This is a genomic window from Phenylobacterium sp. (genome assembly GCF_016124325.1).
Taxonomy (GTDB): domain Bacteria; phylum Pseudomonadota; class Alphaproteobacteria; order Caulobacterales; family Caulobacteraceae; genus Phenylobacterium.
In genome coordinates this window covers 1-16419 of sequence record NZ_WGNY01000008.1, presented here as the reverse complement: position 1 = coordinate 16419, position 16419 = coordinate 1, and the positions used below count along the sequence as shown (strand labels likewise).

At 71.2% G+C, this 16419-nt stretch carries 18 protein-coding genes; 8 read left to right on the top strand and 10 right to left on the bottom strand.

Translation table 11 applies throughout. The features are described 5' to 3' along the window. Positions 1 to 58: 58 nt before the first annotated feature. Positions 59 to 2269, top strand: coding sequence for an ATP-binding protein (locus tag GC203_RS03605; protein ID WP_293451423.1), 2211 nt, complete (start codon positions 59 to 61; stop codon positions 2267 to 2269). Between the two features lie 9 nt (positions 2270 to 2278). On the opposite strand, the gene GC203_RS03600 is transcribed toward GC203_RS03605, so the two are convergent. Next, positions 2279 to 2887: a TetR/AcrR family transcriptional regulator gene (locus GC203_RS03600; RefSeq protein ID WP_293451421.1), complete on the bottom strand. Its 609-nt coding sequence runs from the start codon at positions 2885 to 2887 to the stop codon at positions 2279 to 2281. 68 nt (positions 2888 to 2955) lie between these two features. Here GC203_RS03600 and GC203_RS03595 point away from each other — a divergent pair, with 68 nt between their 5' ends. After that, positions 2956 to 3807, top strand: coding sequence for a metal-dependent hydrolase (locus tag GC203_RS03595; protein ID WP_293451419.1), 852 nt, complete (start codon positions 2956 to 2958; stop codon positions 3805 to 3807). A 7-nt stretch (positions 3808 to 3814) separates the two neighbouring features. Here the strand turns inward: GC203_RS03595 and argS are convergent, their stop codons facing one another. Further along, on the bottom strand, positions 3815 to 5611 hold the full coding sequence (argS, locus tag GC203_RS03590) for an arginine--tRNA ligase (protein WP_293451417.1): 1797 nt from the start codon (positions 5609 to 5611) through the stop codon (positions 3815 to 3817). Further along, on the bottom strand, positions 5608 to 6288 hold the full coding sequence (locus GC203_RS03585) for a Tat pathway signal sequence domain protein (protein ID WP_293451415.1): 681 nt from the start codon (positions 6286 to 6288) through the stop codon (positions 5608 to 5610). Before GC203_RS03585 ends, argS begins: the two co-directional genes overlap by 4 nt. Positions 6289 to 6408: 120 nt before the next feature. Here GC203_RS03585 and ispH point away from each other — a divergent pair, with 120 nt between their 5' ends. The 3 genes from ispH to GC203_RS03570 all read left to right on the top strand — a co-directional run bounded on the left by ispH (position 6409) and on the right by GC203_RS03570 (position 9702). Further along, positions 6409 to 7353, top strand: coding sequence for a 4-hydroxy-3-methylbut-2-enyl diphosphate reductase (gene ispH, locus GC203_RS03580; protein ID WP_293451413.1), 945 nt, complete (start codon positions 6409 to 6411; stop codon positions 7351 to 7353). A 132-nt stretch (positions 7354 to 7485) separates the two neighbouring features. Then, positions 7486 to 8643: a helix-turn-helix transcriptional regulator gene (locus GC203_RS03575; protein WP_293451411.1), complete on the top strand. Its 1158-nt coding sequence runs from the start codon at positions 7486 to 7488 to the stop codon at positions 8641 to 8643. A gap of 120 nt (positions 8644 to 8763) precedes the next feature. Further along, a complete protein-coding gene (locus tag GC203_RS03570; protein ID WP_293451409.1) occupies positions 8764 to 9702 on the top strand; it encodes a PEPxxWA-CTERM sorting domain-containing protein in 939 nt (312 codons plus the stop codon). Between the two features lie 9 nt (positions 9703 to 9711). On the opposite strand, the gene GC203_RS03565 is transcribed toward GC203_RS03570, so the two are convergent. Together GC203_RS03565 and GC203_RS03560 are read right to left on the bottom strand one after the other, a co-directional pair. Continuing rightward, positions 9712 to 10101, bottom strand: coding sequence for a type II toxin-antitoxin system death-on-curing family toxin (locus GC203_RS03565; RefSeq protein ID WP_293451407.1), 390 nt, complete (start codon positions 10099 to 10101; stop codon positions 9712 to 9714). A 3-nt stretch (positions 10102 to 10104) separates the two neighbouring features. Further along, complete coding sequence (locus tag GC203_RS03560; protein ID WP_293451405.1) at positions 10105 to 10332, bottom strand: hypothetical protein; 228 nt, start codon at positions 10330 to 10332, stop codon at positions 10105 to 10107. Between the two features lie 133 nt (positions 10333 to 10465). Here GC203_RS03560 and thrB point away from each other — a divergent pair, with 133 nt between their 5' ends. The 3 genes from thrB to GC203_RS03545 all read left to right on the top strand — a co-directional run bounded on the left by thrB (position 10466) and on the right by GC203_RS03545 (position 12396). Continuing rightward, positions 10466 to 11431 carry a homoserine kinase gene (gene thrB / locus GC203_RS03555; protein ID WP_293451403.1) on the top strand — a complete coding sequence of 322 codons (966 nt, stop codon included), beginning with the start codon at positions 10466 to 10468 and terminating at the stop codon, positions 11429 to 11431. Next, complete coding sequence (gene rnhA, locus GC203_RS03550; RefSeq protein ID WP_293451401.1) at positions 11428 to 11880, top strand: ribonuclease HI; 453 nt, start codon at positions 11428 to 11430, stop codon at positions 11878 to 11880. The genes thrB and rnhA overlap by 4 nt, the downstream gene beginning before the upstream one ends. 69 nt (positions 11881 to 11949) lie before the next feature. Beyond that, the gene (locus GC203_RS03545) at positions 11950 to 12396 is read left to right on the top strand and encodes a MarR family transcriptional regulator (protein WP_293451399.1); all 447 of its coding nucleotides are present in this window, start codon (positions 11950 to 11952) and stop codon (positions 12394 to 12396) included. Positions 12397 to 12399: 3 nt separating this feature from the next. Here GC203_RS03545 and GC203_RS03540 read toward each other — a convergent pair whose 3' ends face one another. The 5 genes from GC203_RS03540 to GC203_RS03520 form a co-directional block, all read right to left on the bottom strand. Next, positions 12400 to 12780 (bottom strand): type II toxin-antitoxin system VapC family toxin, encoded by a 381-nt coding sequence (locus GC203_RS03540; RefSeq protein ID WP_293451397.1) that lies wholly within the window; start codon positions 12778 to 12780, stop codon positions 12400 to 12402. Beyond that, positions 12777 to 13040 (bottom strand): type II toxin-antitoxin system prevent-host-death family antitoxin, encoded by a 264-nt coding sequence (locus GC203_RS03535; RefSeq protein WP_293451395.1) that lies wholly within the window; start codon positions 13038 to 13040, stop codon positions 12777 to 12779. Before GC203_RS03535 ends, GC203_RS03540 begins: the two co-directional genes overlap by 4 nt. Before the next feature lie 74 nt (positions 13041 to 13114). Beyond that, positions 13115 to 13567: a hypothetical protein gene (locus GC203_RS03530; protein ID WP_293451393.1), complete on the bottom strand. Its 453-nt coding sequence runs from the start codon at positions 13565 to 13567 to the stop codon at positions 13115 to 13117. Positions 13568 to 13569: 2 nt separating this feature from the next. Further along, entirely contained in the window at positions 13570 to 14982 is a 1413-nt protein-coding gene (locus GC203_RS03525; protein ID WP_293451391.1) for a M20/M25/M40 family metallo-hydrolase, read from the bottom strand. A gap of 116 nt (positions 14983 to 15098) precedes the next feature. Continuing rightward, positions 15099 to 16419, bottom strand: a 1321-nt coding sequence (locus tag GC203_RS03520) for a M20/M25/M40 family metallo-hydrolase (protein ID WP_293451389.1), incomplete at its 5' end; no start/stop codon positions are given.

Here is a 16419-nt window from a genome sequence, read left to right as displayed (position 1 = left end):
CAGGCGCATGAATCTTCTAAGGTTTGGTGGACGCTCGACCAGGGGTGGGGGGTGAGCGATGGCGAGCGGCGGGTTCGCGGCCGCGGCCGGAAACCTTGAGCGCGTCCTGACCGTGCGCCTGACGCCCGTCCGGCTGCTGACGGTCGCGCTGCTCGTCGCCCTCGGCGTGGCCGGCGGCGCGATCGGCTTCTCCATCAGCCAGCCGTGGCTCGGCCTCGACCTGCGCTTCGACGCGCGGGCGGGCGGGGCGGTGGTGGAGGCCTCGGCGGGACCCTCGGCGGCCATTCCGGCGGGAACCGTGCTGGTCGCGGCCCATGGCGCGGGCGCGCGGCTGCGCCTGGAGCGCAACGACCTGACGGGCCAGGTCGACGGCAGCTTCGGCCCGTTCGCCGATTTCCGCCGGTTCATGACGCGCCAGGGCCTCTACGCGCAGATGCAGCGCGCGCCCGAGATGACGTTCACCGACGCGCAGGGGCGCGACTGGACCATCCGTCCGGATCGCTCCGGCCGGCCGATCTCCACGCTGGGGCCCGACTTCTGGATCGGCGTGCTGGTGGGGGTCTTCTCCTGGCTGATGTCGGCGGCGATCTTCGTCTTCCGTCCGCGGGAGGCGAGCGCCCGCTACGTCCTGCTGAGCGGCGCGGCGATGCTGTTCTGCTCGCCGATGGGGGTGATGTATTCCGCCCGCGAGCTCGGCCTGCCGACGACGGCCTTCTACCTGATCAACGGTTGCAACTTCCTGGGCGGCAGCCTCTTCGCCGCCGCGGTGCTGGCGCTGCTGCTCTACTACCCGCGGCGGATCGCGCCGCGCTGGGCGGGGGGCGCGATCATCGGCGTGTTCCTGGCCTGGTACGTCGCCCAGGCCGCCGGGCTGTTCCCCGACCTGACCTTCGCGCGGCGCTTCCTGGTGATGTGCGCGCTGGCGGCGAGCCTTGGCCTGGCGGCGGTCCACTGGCGGACGACCCGCCGCGATCCGCTGGGGCGCGCGGCCCTGGGCTGGTTCCTGGTGTCGTGGGTGGTGGTGGTGAGCACGTTCGCCGGGCTCGTGCTGGCGCCGCAGATGTTCGGCGTCGACACCTCGGCGATCGAGCCGTACGGCTTCCTGCTGTTCCCGGTGATCTACCTCGGCCTCGCGGTCGGCATCATGCGCTACCGCCTCTTCGAGCTGGGCGAGTGGTGGGTGCGGATCATGACCTGGGCGCTGGGCCTGATGCTGCTGGCCGCGCTCGACCTGGCGCTGCTCGCCGGGCTGCAGCTGTCGGCGGGCGCGAGCCTGTCGCTGGCCCTGCTGGTCTGCGGCCTGGTCTGGCTGCCGCTGCGCACCTGGCTGGCCGAGCGGATCCTGCGGCGGCGCAAGACCGACCCGCGCGCCCTGTTCGAGGGGGTGGTGCAGATCGGCCTCACGGCTTCGCCCGCCGAGCAGCTGGCGCGGTGGACGCAGGTGCTGAACGCCAGCTTCGATCCGCTGCGCATCGACATCTGCGACGGCTGGGGCGCCGCCCAGCCGCGGCTGGAGGCGGACGGGCTGGCGCTGGTGGCGCCCGCCGTGAAGGGGCTGCCGGCGCTGCGGCTCGAGTACGCCCGCGGCGGCCGGGCGCTGTTCACGCCGGCCGACCTGGCGCAGGCCGCCTCGCTGGCCGGCATGCTGGACTTCGTCTTCGACAGCCGCGACGCCTACGAGCGCGGCGTGAAGGTGGAGCGGCGGCGGATCGCGGGCGACATCCACGACAACCTGGGCGCCTCCCTGCTCAGCGCCCTGCACAGCCGCGACGGCGAGCGGAAGGACCGCTTCATCCGCGAGACCCTGGCCGACCTGCGCAGCATCGTCACCGAGCCGGCCAACGGCGAGACCGGGCTGGTGCTGGCGCTGGCCGGGGCGCGCAAGGAGATGGCCGAGCGGCTGGAGGCGAGGGGCATGACGCTGGACTGGCGGCCGGACCCGGCGCTCGACGCCGACGTGAGCCGCCAGGCGGACTCGCGGCTGCTGCAGTCGCTGCGCGCCATGCTGCGCGAGATCACCAACAACATCCTCAAGCACGCGCTGGCGCAGACGGCGAAGGTGGAGATGGCCGAGCGGCGCGGCGAGCTGGTGCTGGCCGTGGAGGACGACGGCATCGGGTTCGATCCCGCCGCGGTAGCGCAAGGCGCGGGCCTGAGCGGCCTTTCCGAACGGGCCGAGCGGCACGGCGGCGCGGTGAGCTGGACGAGCGGCGCGGGCGGGCGCGGGGCGCGCGTCGAGATCCGCCTGCCGCTGGGCGCGGCGCCCTGACGGGCGGGCTCAGGCGCCTTCGGCGGGCAGAAGGCGGCGCAGCAGGTCGAGGGCCAGGCCGCGGGCGGTGTCGGGCGGGCGGCCCATCAGCTCGGACAGCGAGCGGCCGAAGAGGCCGACGCCCATGGCCAGGATCACGCTGACCAGCACCATGTCCTCGGCCACGGCCGGGTCGACGCCCTCGGGGGCCAGGCGGTTGGCGATGACCTCGCGCACGGCCTCGCGGGCCATGGTGAGACGGCGCGACTCGCCGGTCAGCTCCAGCCAGGCGGCCAGCCGCGCGGCGCCCCGGTCGCCGAAGGCGTCGAAGAGCACCCGCGCGCCCTGGCCGACGCGGCCCTGCGGGTCGGCGGCCACAGCCCCCTCGGCGAGGATCTGGGCCACGAGCTGGCGGATCATCCGCTCCATCAGCGCGGTCTGGACGTCGGCGATCGAGCCGAAGTGATGCAGGACGGTGGCGTGGGCGATCCCCGCCGCGGCCGCCACGTCGGTGAGCTTCAGGGCCTGGGGCCCCTTCTCGGTGAGCAGCCGCTCGGCCGCCGCCAGGATGTTCTCGCGCGCCGCCTCGGGCGAGCGGCGGGCGCGGGGCGCGCGGGCGGGCGTCTTCACTATTGACATTTTTGTTGATAAGAGCTCATCTCAGCCTCGGACCCTCCCCTACCTAACCCGCCGAACGGGACCATGCCATGAGCGCCAAGACCACTCCCGCCGACGTCGACGTGCGCGGCCGCGACATCAGCTTCGACCTGCAGGCCGCCCGGGGCGGCCACTGGCTGGGCGGCGACCCCGTCGGGACGGCGGTTTTCAACGCGCTCTCGCTGACCTTCCCGGACGGCGAGCGGATGTTCATGGACGCGGTGCGCCACTACCGCGGCGAGCTGAAGGGCAAGCTGGCCGAGGACGTGAAGGGCTTCATCGCCCAGGAGGCCATCCACTCGCGCGAGCACCACGTGCTGAACCAGCTCATCGACCGCGAGCGCTATCCGGTGGCCGAGATCGAGGCGGCGGTGCGCGAGCGGGTGACCCAGGGCCGCAAGCGCGGGCCGATGGCGATGCTGATGTCGACCATCGCGCTGGAGCACTTCACGGCCATGATGGCCGAGATGCACATGGCCCATCAGGACATCTTCGAGGGCGTGGCGCCCGACGTGGAACGGCTGTGGCGCTGGCACGCCATGGAGGAGACCGAGCACAAGGCGGTGGCCTACGACGTCTTCATGGAGGTGACGAAGGGCTGGTCGCCGTTCCTGCGCTACCGCAGGCGGGCGATCTCGATGGCGATCATCACCTTTATGTTCACCCGCAACATCACCCGCTACGCCGCCCGTCTGCTGGAGGCCGACGGCTATTCGCCGGAGGCGGCGCTGAAGGCGGTGAAGGCCTATGTCTGGAAGACGCCCGGCCTCTTCAGCCGCGGCTGGCGCAGCTACTTCGCCTGGTACCGCCCGGGCTTCCACCCCTGGGACCAGGACAACCGCCCGGCCCTGGCCGCCTGGAAGGCCGAGTTCGACGCGGCCGTGACGGCGAAGGCGGCCTGAGAAGGGCCTACATCCGCTCGGGCGTGGCGATCCCCAGGAGGTCGAGGGCGAGTTCGAGCTGGCGCAGCGCCGTCGAGGCCAGCGTCAGACGCGAGGCGCGGACCGCCGGCGCCGCGCTCATGATCGGGCAGGCGGCGTAGAACTTCGAGAAGGCCTGCGACAGGCGGTAGGCGTGTTCGGCGAGCGCGTTGGGGGCCTTCTTGTCGTAGGCCTCGGCCAGCGCCGCGTCGAAGGCGTCGAGGGTGAGCGCGAGGTCGCGTTCGGCCGGCTCGGCGATGGCGACGGGGCCAGGCTCGGCGCCTTCCCCATTCTTCGATTCCTCGGCGGCGCGGCGCAGCAGGCTCTTCACCCGGACGGCCTGGTAGAGCAGGTACGGGCCGGTCTTGCCCTCGAAGCTGGAGAAGCGGTCGAGGTCGAAGACGTAGGAGGTGCCGCGGAAGTTCTGCAGGTCGGCGAACTTCAGGGCCGCGACGGCCACCTTGCCGGCGATCGCCTCGAACTCCTCGGCCGGCAGGCTTTCGCCCAGGCCCGCCTCGTGCAGGCGCTCGCGCGCCTTGCCGCGGGTCATCTCGATCAGATCGTTCAATTTCAAAACACCGCCCTCGCGGGTCTTGAAGGGCTTGCCGTCGGTGCCGTTCATCGTGCCGAAGCCGATGTGCTCGAGCTGGCCCTCGGCGGCGTAGCCGGCCTGGTAGGCGGCCCGGAAGACGATCTCGAAGTGGTCGGCCTGGCGCTGGTCGACGCAGTAGATGACGAGGTCCGGGTCGAACGTCTGCTTGCGGTCGAGGATCGTCGCCAGGTCGGTGGTGCCGTACATGGCCGAGCCTTCGGAGGAGACGACCAGCAGCGGCGGCAGGTCGCGCTTGTCGCCCTGGCGCGCGACGCGGACGATCCGCGCGCCCTGGTCGTCGACCAGCAGGCCCTTGGCGTCCAGCTCGGCCACCATCGGCTCGATCAGGTGGTCGACGTCGCTCTCGCCCTTCCACCAGTCGAAGTCGACGCCCAGCGCGTGGAAGTCGCGCTCCAGCGCCACGCGGGTCACCTCGCGGAACCGCTCCCAGAGCCGGTAGCAGCCGGGGCGATGCGCCTGCAGGTCGGCGGTGAGCTTGCGGGCGCGGTCGCGGTAGGCGGGGTCGGTCTTCGCCCGCCCGGCGGCGGCGGGATAGAGCTCGCCGAAGTCGTCCAGCGTCAGCGCCAGCAGCGCTTCCTGGCCGGCGTTGGTGGGCTCGCGCCCGGCGTCGATGTCCTCCACCAAGGCGGCGATGGCCGGATGGGCGTCGGTCACCGCGCCGATCAGCAGGCCCATCTGGAAGCCCCAGTCGCCGAAGTGGGCGTCGCCGATCACCTCGTCGCCGCGGAAGCGGTAGATGCGCTTGATCGACTCCCCGATGATCGAGGCGCGCAGGTGGCCGACGTGCATCTCCTTGGCCACGTTGGGGCCGCCGTAGTCCACGATCACCCGGCGGGGCTGGCCGACCGTCTCGGCGCCGGCCTGGTCATCGGCGGCGATGGCGTCGGCGCGCTGCGAAAGCGCCGCGTCGGAAACCCGCAGGTTGATGAAGCCGGGGCCCGCGATCTCCACCGAGGCCAGGCGCGGATCGCCGGACAGCCGCTCGACCACGGCGGTCGCGATCTCGCGCGGGTTCCTGCCCAGGCGCTTTGCCGCGGCCAAGGCGCCGTTGCACTGGAAGTCGGCCAGGTCGGGGCGGTCGGAGGCCGTCACCCGGCCCAGTTCGGAAGGCGCGCCAATGGCGGCGAAGGCGGCCTCGACCGTCTCGCCCAGGGCGCGTTTGAGGTCGCTCATTGTTCCGTATTGCTGGCCGTCTGGCCGACGTTCAACCGGAACCGCTTCCCGAGGCGGTTGAACTCGGCCATCTCCGGCGTGACTTCGAAGCCCACGAGCACCTCGAAGTTGGAGCCCGAGGTGGTGGAACTGGCCCGCGGAATGAGGATCTCGTCGATGTCCTCGGTCGCATAGACCCGGTCCTGACCCTCGGGGAAGGTGACGGGCAGATCGAAGGTTTCCTTGGCGATCACCTCGCGGTTCCGGTCGGTGACGGCGATCCAGTAGTGATAGGTCTTCTCGCGGCTGCCGGCGGTGGGCCCGCGGCCCAGCTCGAACAGCACCTGCATCTTCACCTTGATCGGATCGCTGTCCTTGTACTCGCAGCCGGCCGAGACGCCCTGGATCTCGCCGGTGTAGCCGACGGAGGCCGAGGCTTCCTTGCCGTCCTTGAACTCGACGTAGCGCGCCGCGTCGTAGAGCGACTTCACGAAGGGGCAGGGCCCGGCGTTGCGCAACTGCGGCAGGGGCCCCTGCACGTCTCCCCATTCCTCGCGCTGCTTGCGCTTCTTGGCGGCTTCCTGCTCCTGGCGGCGCTGCTGCTCGTCGGGGTCGTTGCGGCCCTGGGCGTGCGTGATCGCCGGAAGCGAGGTTGCAGCCGCCAGGACGGCGGCGACGAGAAGCATTTGGCGGCGCATGAAGGCGTCCAGACAAGAGGGCCGCGAGGGCGTCGCGGGGTCGGGGCCTGATTACAGCCTCATGATTGGGGCCGCAACGCGGCTGGCGGCGGAGGGGATGGCGCACTAGGTTCCTGGGCCATGCCGACGCCCCCGCCGCTCACCGTCCTGCTCGCCAGCCCGCGCGGCTTCTGCGCGGGCGTGGATCGCGCGATCCAGATCGTCGAGCGGGCGATCGAGAAGTATGGCGCGCCGGTCTATGTGCGCCACGAGATCGTCCACAACCGGCACGTGGTGGAGCGCCTTCGGGCGCTGGGCGCGGTGTTCGTCGAGGAGCTCAGCGAGGCGCCCGGCGACCGGCCGGTGGTGTTCTCGGCCCACGGGGTGCCCAAGTCGGTGCCGGCCGAGGCGCGGACGCGCAAGATGCTCTACCTCGACGCCACCTGCCCGCTGGTCTCGAAGGTGCACGTGGAGGCGGCGCGCCATCATGACGCCGGCCGCGAGATCGTGCTGATCGGCCACGCCGGCCATCCGGAGGTGGTGGGCACCATGGGCCAGCTTCCCGAAGGCGCGGTGACGCTGATCGAGACGGTCGCCGACGCCGAGGCCTATGCGCCGGCAGATGCGGCGAACGTGGCGTTCGTCACCCAGACGACGCTGTCGGTGGACGACACCGCCGAGATCGTGGCGACGCTGCGCCGGCGGTTCCCGGAGATCGCCGCGCCGCACAAGGAGGACATCTGCTACGCCACCACCAACCGCCAGGAGGCGGTGAAGACGGTGGCCGCGCGGGCCGAGGTGCTGCTGGTGCTGGGGAGCGCCAATTCCTCGAACTCGGTGCGCCTGGCCGAGGTGGGCCGCCGGGCCGGGTCCAGGGCCCACCTGATCGACGATGCGGCGGGGCTGGACTTCGCCTGGCTGGAGGGCGCGCGCACGGTCGGCGTCACCGCCGGCGCCTCGGCGCCCGAGGTGCTGGTGCGGGGCGTGATCGACCGGCTGGCCGAACGGTTCGACGTGACCGTCGAGGAGGTCGATGCCGCGCGCGAGACGGTGACCTTCAAGCTGCCGCGAGTATTGGCGGGCTAGCGACGCGCTGCGCCCGAAGGGGAGGTTCCAGGCCTTCTCTCCGCCGTTCCGGCGCGCCCCTCCGCGTCACGCTTGACGCGGGCCTCGGCGCGGCGGAAGCACTGCAGGCAGCCTGCTGGAGGGCGCCAGTACGTGAGTAGGATCGACACGGGGTCCTTGTTCGAGATGTCGGACCTCATCGGCCGCATCTACGACTGCGCGCTCGATCCGGGGCTCTGGCCCGATGTGCTGGATCATATCGGGCAGCGGCTCGGGTTCCAGCAGGTGACGCTCACGCTCCAGGCCATGCCGGGCGGCGCGGTCATGCTCAGCGTCGCCAGCGGCATCCCCGAGCCGTGGTTCGAGCGCAGCAAGGCCTACGGGGCGGATGTCATCGCCCTCTGGGGCGGCGGCGCCCGGATCGCCGCCACGCCGCTTGAGGAGCCGATACTCCTCAGCGAGATGAACCCGCGCCTGCGCGACGGCGACGTCCGCAACGCCTTCTACACCGAGTGGTTTCTCCCTCAGGAGCTGATCGACACCGCCGCGGTCGGACTGATCCGCGACGCCAATGCGCTGGCGTCGATCAGCCTCACCCGCCACAGGGACCAGGGCCCGATCGGCCTGAGCGAGACGGACGCGATCCGTCTGCTCGCGCCGCACCTGCGCCGGGCCGTCACGATCAGCCGCCTGCTGGACGCCCGGACCGTCGCGGCGGCGACCTTCGAGGCCGTTCTCGACCGGACCAGCACGCCCACCCTGGTCACCGATGCGCAACTCGGCCTGATCCATGCGGACCAGGCGGCGCGCGCGCTGCTCGACGCGCGCGACCCGCTGGTCCTCAACGGAGGGCGGCTCGCCACCAACCTGCCGTCGGCGACGCGGGCGCTCGCCCTGGCCGTGGCGCAGGCGGCCGAGGACGAGGCGCAGATCGGCCGCCGCGGCCTGGGCATTCCGCTCCGCGCCGAGAACGGCGAGCCCTATGTGCTGCATGTGCTGCCCCTGCGGGGCGGCGCGCTGCGTCCCGGCCTGGTGAACCGGGCGGCGGCGGCGATCTTCGTGAGCACGGGGCGGCCATCGGCGGCCGAATCCGGCATGCTCGCGGCCCAGCTGTTCGATCTCAGCGCGGGCGAGGCGCGGATATTCGATCTCATCGCCGAAGGGCTGACGCCCAGCGGCGCGGCGGAGCGGCTCGGCATCGAGGTCAGCACCGTGCGCACCCACCTCGTGCGGATCTACGCCAAGACCGGCGCGCACCGTCAGTCGGATCTCGTGCGGCTCGCCGCCAGCCTGGCGCTGCCCGCGGGCTGAAGGCGGCGGCGCGACCCGCACGGCGGTACACCATCTGATGGACGCGCATTCCCGGCCGGCCCTCTAGCCTTTCTCCACGGCGCACGAGTGGAGGCGTCGGCGTGGTGTGGGGGTATGCAGATGACGAAGAGGCTTGGAATCCTGATGGCGTCGGCCGTCGCGGTCGCGCTGCCTGCCGCGGCGCTGGCCGCCGACTACAGCGCCAGCAGCACCGTGAGGGTGGAGACGAGCGCGCCCGGCACGATCATCCTGACCGATCCGCAGGGCGCCAGTGGCGCGGCCCCGGTTTCGGTGACGTCGCAGACGGGCCATGTCGCCGCGAGCCAGGACGCGTCGGCGCTGGCCTCGGCCGCGGCGGAAGCCGGCGCCCTCCACGTCTACGCGACCGGCGCGGCGACCAACAACGAACCCGCAGGGACCCAGAGCGCCGCCTATTCCTACGGCGCGGCCGACGCCTCGTCGCATGACGGCTTCCTGCTCCTGGCGGACGGCTATTCCCAGGGCACGCTGGCCTATGTGACCGCCAACGTGTTTCTGGATGGAAGCCTGTTCGAGCACGACGGCTCGGGCTCCTATCGCTACGCCCAGAGCTGGAACGCCTGGGTCGCGGCCGGAACGAACGGCGGCGGCGGGGCCTGGTCGGATTTCCAATCGAACTACGCTGTCTGTCCGGCCTGCTCCAACGGCGGGACGCTGGGGCTTCAGACCATCGGCTTCTACGCGGTGATCGGCGCCGTGAACGGCGTCAGCATGAGCCTGCACGTCGACAATTCGGTGTTCATGAGCATGGGCGAGCCGGGGGCGGTGTCGGGCACGATGGACCTCGGCAATACGTTCTCGTGGGCGGGCATCACCGGCGTGACGGTGGGCGGCGTCGCGGTGACCGACTTCTCGGCGATCAGCGGGGACACCGGCTTCGACTATGCGAGGGGCTATGTCGAACCGGGGAGCGTACCCGAGCCGGCGACCTGGGCGCTGATGATCGGGGGCCTCGGCCTCGCCGGGGGCGCCCTGCGCCGGCGGCGCGCGGGCCGGGAAGCAATTCAAGCCGCCGCCTAACGTCTCCGCCTAAGGGCGCAGCGTTCGAGACCGCAGCCATTCGGTCAGTTGCGGGATGTCGACCTCGCCGGCGGCCACGCCCAGCATGATCGCTGTTGCGTCGGCGGGCTTGGCCGTCAGGACCACGCCGTTGTCGGCGAGGAATTGGCCAAGCGCGATGAACGCCATCCGCTTGTTTCCGTCGACGAAGGGATGGTTCGACGCGATGCCGACGGCGTAGGCCGCGGCCAGTTCGAGCGTGTCATCGACGCGCTCGTAGAGGCGCCGATTGACGGGCCGGGCGAGGGCCGAGCGTAGCAGGCCCTGGTCGCGGACGCCCGACGCGCCGCCCGACGCGGCCACGACGTCCTCATACAAGGCCAGGATCAGCGCCTCGTCCAGCCAGACGGGTTCGGCCACGAGCTACTTCGCAAGCGCTTTGAAGGTCTCGTCGTAGCGCTTGAGGAACGCGCGCCCGCGCGCGCGCCGCGCCTCGAACGACATGTCGAGCGCGCCCAGGCGCAACTCGCCGTCGTCGGTGACCTGAAATCCGATCGTCTGGCCGTCGGCCGCGCCCAGCAATTCCTGCGCCTCGGGCGTCAGGACGATGGCGAGGCCCTTCTCGGTCTGCTCGATCTTGAGTTCGATCATGGGGTGCGCTCCAGGTGGGATGAATAGCACGTCGCGCGTGCGCCGTCGCCTGCCGGCCCGGCGGGACGACCCCGCGCGCCGGCCGGGCGCCTGATCGCTTGACCGCGGGCGCGGGCTCGCCCATGCGGCTCCCATGGCGGTCTATACGGACATCACCGACGAGGAGCTGGCGGCGCTGTTGGCCGACTTCGACCTGGGCGCGCCGCTGGCGTTCAAGGGCATCGCCGAGGGCGTGTCGAACTCGAACTTCCTGCTGGAGACCGAGCGGGGCCGCTACATCCTGACGGTCTACGAGAGTCGGACGAACCCCGACGACCTGCCGTTCTTCCTGGAGCTGATGCGCTGGCTGGCGCGCCACGGCTATCCGTCGGCCGAGCCGATGGCCGACCGGCAGGGACGGCTGATCAAGACGGCGGGCGGCAAGCCCTGCGCGATCACCGGGTTCCTGAACGGCCTGTCGGTGCGCCGGCCGACCGTGGCCCACTGCCGCGAGGCGGGGGCGGGGCTGGCCGCGCTGCACCTGGCGGGCGAGGGTTTCCCGATGCGCCGCGAGAACGACCTGGGCCAGGCGGCCTGGGCGGGGATGTTCGCGGGGCTGGAGGATGCGGCCGACGGCCTCAAGCCGGGCCTGGCGAAGACGATCGGGGCCGACCTGGCCATGCTGGCCGAGCGCTGGCCCGAGGGGCTGCCGACGGGCGTCTGCCACGCCGATTTCTTTCCGGACAACGTGTTCTTCACCGGCGGGAAGTTCTCGGGCGCGATCGACTTCTACTTCGCCTGCACGGACGCCTTCGCCTACGACGTGGCCGTGGCGCTGAACGCCTGGTGCTTCGAGGCGGACGGCAGTTTCAACATCACCGCCGCCCGCGCCCTGCTGGCCGGCTACGAGGGACTGCGGGCGCTCTCGGACGCCGAACGGGCGGCCCTGCCGCTGCTGGCGCACGGGGCGGCGATGCGCTTCTTCCTGACCCGGCTCTACGACTGGGGCGCCACGCCCGCCGGGGCGCTGGTGAAGCCCAAGGACCCGCTGGAGTACGAGCGCAAGCTGGCGGTGCACCGCGCCTCGCCGGACCTCCTGGTGTGCGGGAGCCAGACGTGACCCCGCACGTGATGATCTTCACCGACGGCGCCTGCTCGGGAAACCCGGGGCCGGGCGGCTGGGGCGCGATCCTGATCCACGGGCAGACCGAGAAGGAGCTGACGGGCGGGGAGCTGGCCACCACCAACAACCGCATGGAGCTGATGGCGGCGATCCAGGCGCTGGAGGCGCTGAAGAAGCCCTGCCGGGTCGAGCTGCACACCGACAGCCAATACGTCCAGAAAGGCATCGCCGAATGGATCCACGGCTGGAAACGCCGCGGCTGGCGGACCGCCGACGGCAAGCCGGTGAAGAACGACGATCTGTGGCGGCGCCTTGACGAAGCGCGTTCGCATCACGACGTCCACTGGCGGTGGGTGAAGGGCCATGCGGGTCATGAACTCAACGAGCGGGCCGACGAGCTCGCCCGTCGGGGCATGAAGGAAACCCTCGAGGCGGCGTCGGGCTGATGCTTCAATCTTGAAGTTTTGAGCTTGAACGATATCTTCGGCCTGCCGGTGATTCGGAGGCGGAGGGATATGGCCGCAGTCATCGAGGAACACCCCGAGGTCCAGGTCTTCGACGAGATCAGCCTCATCGAGCACGGCGTGCGCATGGCGATCACCAAGGCGCTGCCGGTGGGGCTGACCTATCCGCAGTACGAGGTGCTCAACCTGATCGCCCGCCGGGGCGAGGACCTGAGCCCCAACGCCATCGCCACGGCGCTGCGCATGACGCCCGGCGCCATCACCAACACGCTCCAGCGCCTGGAGGCGACGGGGCTGGTCACGGTGGGCGTCTGCGAGGCCGACCGACGGCGCAAGTACGTGCGGATGACCACAGGCGGGCGCGAGGCCTACCACCGGGCCATGGCCGGCATCCGACCCAAGGTGGAGCGCCTGCGCGACGGCTTCACCCAGAAGGAGTTCCGCGAGGCGCTGCCGTTCCTGCGGGCCCTGCGCGTCTGGATGAGCGAACTGCCCTGAGTGTCAGGCGACGGCGACGTCGGTGAGCGCGAAATCCTCGCCGACGAAGAGCACGGGCGCGCCCGTCTCCTGCGCGAGGGCGTAGGCGAAACAGTCGCCGAAGTTCAGCGACGCCTTGTGGATCCCCTTGCCCCAGCGGGCGTAGGCGTCGGCGACCCGTGCGGCCGCGGCCTGCGAGACGGGCGCGACCTCGAAGCCCAGCCCGTCGACCAGCGCGGCCATCTCCGGCCCGACATTCCGGCGGCCGGCGACGATGAGGGCTTCCGCCAGGGTGGCGGCGGAGATGAGCACGTCGGTCTCGGCTTCCAGCCTGGCGATGCAGCGGTCGCTCTCGGGCTCGGCCAGCAGGATCGCCATGAGGGCCGAGGTGTCGACCACGATCACCGGGGCAGGCCCTCGTCGTCGTAGAGGAAGTCCTGGCTGGCCGCGGCGCCGGCGCCCTCGACAGCCTTGCGGGCGCCTTCGCGGCGTGCGGCCTCCAGCAGGCGCCGCCTCTCCGCGCGGTCGGCCACGGCGCGCACCGGAACCAGCCGCACGGCCGGCCGGCCATGGCGCGTGAGGATCACCTCTTCGCCGGCTTCCGCCCGGCGGACGAGGTCGGTGAGGCGGCCCTTGGCGTCGCTCACGGAGGCGTGGGTGGTCATGTGCGGACTATATCATAGTCCAAAACTGGCGAAAATGGTCTATAGAGTAGTCCAAATAGGGAAGGTGACGCCGCCTAGAGCCCCTTGGCCTTGGCCAGGTTGGTCTTGGGGATCGCGGCGACGAACGCGCCGCCCATCTTGGCCTTCTCCGACGCCTGGCCGGCCCAGGCCGCGGCGAAGGCGGCGGGCGTCGGGCCGTTCGGATCGCCCACGGCGAGGGTCCAGGCGCGGTCCGCGAGCGCCTTGGCCAGCACGCCGCGCAGGTCGAGGTCGTCCTGGGGCGGATCGGCGGGCGGCTTCAGGAGCGTGTGGAGCACCAGGGCGTCCGGGCGCGGCGCGACCACCGCCAGCGCCTCGTCGGCGGCGAGGCCCTCCAGCGCCGCGGCGAACCCCGAGAGCGCCATGCGGGCGCGGGTGGTCCGGCGATCGCCCCCGGCGCGGCCGGAAACCTCGCCGTTCGCCCGGACGAACGCCCAGCCGCCGTTCCTGTGCGCCGCGTCGTGGGCGGCGGCGAGCCAGATCCTCAAGTTCAGTCCTTCTGGTCGGCGTAGATCTTCACGAGGCGATAGGTGAATTCGCGCGCGTCGAGCACCGATTTCACGCCGATCCGCTCGTTGAGGCCGTGCATGTGGCCGAGGTCGGGCTCCAGCGCCAGGCCCATGACGCCATAGGTGGGGATGCCGGCCGTGATCAGCGCCTTCCCGTCGGTGGCGGCCGCTTCCATGGTGGGGACCACCGGCACGCCAGGCCAGAGCTGTTCGCTGACCTTGCGGATCGGATCCATGATCTGCGGGGTGAGCGGCGGGCCGGCCACGCCCTCGCGGCCGCGGGACTCCGAGACGGTGACCTGCGGGTCGTCGATCAGGCCCACCAGCGTGTCGCGCACCGCCGCGCGGGTCACGCCCGGGACGATGCGGCAGTTGATGGTGGCGGTGGCGCGCTGGGGCAAGGCGTTGGCCGCGTGGCCCGCCTCGAACATGGTGGCGACGCAGGTGGTGCCCATCATGGCGTGGTCGTTGGGATCGCGGGCCAGGACCGCCTTGGCGGCGGCGTCGTTCGGATCGGCGACGATGGCGGCCATGGCCGCGCCGCGCTCGCCGCCCACGATCTTCGACATGGCGCCGAAGTAGGCGCGGGTGACGTCGTTGAGCTGGGCCGGGAACTCGTAGGCCGCGATCCGGTCGACCGCGCGGGTGACGTGGTAGATGGCGTTGTCGGGCAGGGGCCGCGAGGAGTGGCCGCCAGGATTGGTGGCCTCCAGCCGATAGGTGCCGACGGTCTTCTGGTCGGCCATGATCGCGTGGAACACCGGCTTGCCGGCAGCGTCCAGATTGACCCCGGCCCATTCGTTCAGCGCGAACCTGGCGTCGATCAGGTCGCGGCGGTTCTGGGCCAGCCAGCTCGCGCCGTTGAAGCGCCCGCCCTCCTCGCCGCAGGTCAGGGCCAGCTTCAGCGTGTGGCGCGGCCGGTAGCCCTCCTGGCGCAGGCGGATGAAGAGGTCGGTGAAGATCGCGGCCTGGGCTTTGTCGTCCGCGGCGCCGCGGGCGTAGAAGTAGCCGCCCTCCTCGAACAGCGTGAACGGGTCGCGGGTCCAGTCCTCGCGCTTGGCCTCGACCACGTCGAGGTGGGCCAAGAGCAGGATCGCGCCGGCCTTCGGGTCGCGGCCGGGGTAGACGGCGACGAGGCCGCCGTCCTTGGGGAACTCGGGCAGGGCGAACAGGGTAAGGTCGGCGTCGGCGAAACCCGCCGCCTTCAGCCGCGCCGCCATCCGCTCGGCGGCCAGGGTGCAGCTGCCGGAGGACTGGGTGGTGTTGGTCTCCACCAGCTCCTTGTAGAGCGCACGGAACGCCGCCTCCCCGGGCTGGGGCGCGGCTGCCGCCGGACCCGCCAAAGCAGACAGGGCCAGGGCCGCGACGGCCGCCAGGATCGCGAGCCCCCGCACCGGCCAGAGCCTTTCCCGTTCAAACGGGATCGTTTGAACGGGACAAAAAGGCTCTAATTCAAGAGTTTGAGTGCGATCTGATCGCAAAACCGGCCTCCACTTTTGCGGATCGCACTTCAGTCCTTCTGCTCGGCGTAGGCCTTTACCAGCCGGTAGAGGAACTCGCGGCCCTCCATCACCGACTTCACCCGGATGCGCTCGTTGAGGCCGTGGATGTGGCCGAGGTCCGGATCCCAGAAGATGCCCGAGACGCCATAGGCCGGGATGCCGACCGCGTTCAGCGCGGTGGAGTCGGTGGCGCCGGCCTCCATCAGCGGCACGACGGGGACGCCCGGCCACATGTCGGCGGTGATCTTCTCGATCGGGCCCAGCACCTGGGGCGTGAGGGCGGGCGGCTTCGCGGCCACCATCATCCGCCGGCCGGCCGTGATCTTGACCTCGGGATCGGCCGCCACCTTCTCGAGCGTCGCCTGGACCTCGTCGATCGGCACGCCCGGCAGGATGCGGCAGTTCACCGTGGCGCGGGCGCGCTGGGGCAGGGCGTTGGCCGCATGGCCGGCGTCGAGCATGGTGGCCACGCAGGTGGTGCGCAGATAGGCGTGATAGCTGGGGTTCTTCGACAGGCGCGCGTCGGCCTCGGCGTCCTGCGGATTGGCGACGATCGCGGCCATGGCCGCCCCGTCCTCGCCGCCGACCACCTTCGACATACGCTCGAAGAAGGCGCGGTTGGCGTCGTTGAACGTGACCGGGAACTCGTACTGTGACAGCCGGTCGAGCGCGCGGGCCAGCCGGTAGATCGCATTGTCCGGCACCGGCCGCGAGGAATGTCCGCCCGGATTGGTCACCTCGAAGGTGAAGCTCACCGGGTACTTCTCGGCGACCAGGATGTTCTGGGAGACGGGCTTGCCGGCGCCGTCCAGCATGCCGGCGCCGCCCTCGTTCAGCGCGATCCCGGCGTCGATGAGGTCGCGGTCGTTGCGGGCGAGATAGCTTGCCCCGTTGATCTGGCCGCCGCCCTCTTCGCCGCAGGTGAGCGCCATCTTCACCGTGCGGCGCGGCTTGTAGCCGGCCTGCTTGAAGCGGATCAGCATGTCGGTCCAGATCGCGGCCTGCGCCTTGTCGTCGGCGACGCCGCGTCCGTAGAAGTAGCCGTCCTCCTCGATCAGCTTGAACGGATCACGCGTCCAGTCCTCGCGCTTGGCCTCGACCACATCGATGTGCGCCAGCAGCAGCACCGCCTTGGCCTTGGGATCCTTGCCGGGATAGACCGCGACGAGGTTGCCGTCCTTGGGCCGATCGGGCGGCACGATCAGATGCAGGTCGGCGTCGGCGAAGCCGGCGGCCTTCAGCCGATCCGCCATCCGCTGGGCGGCCACCGTGCAGTCGCCCGCCGAGAAGGTCGTGTTGGTCTCGACCAGCTCCTTGTAGAGGCTCCGG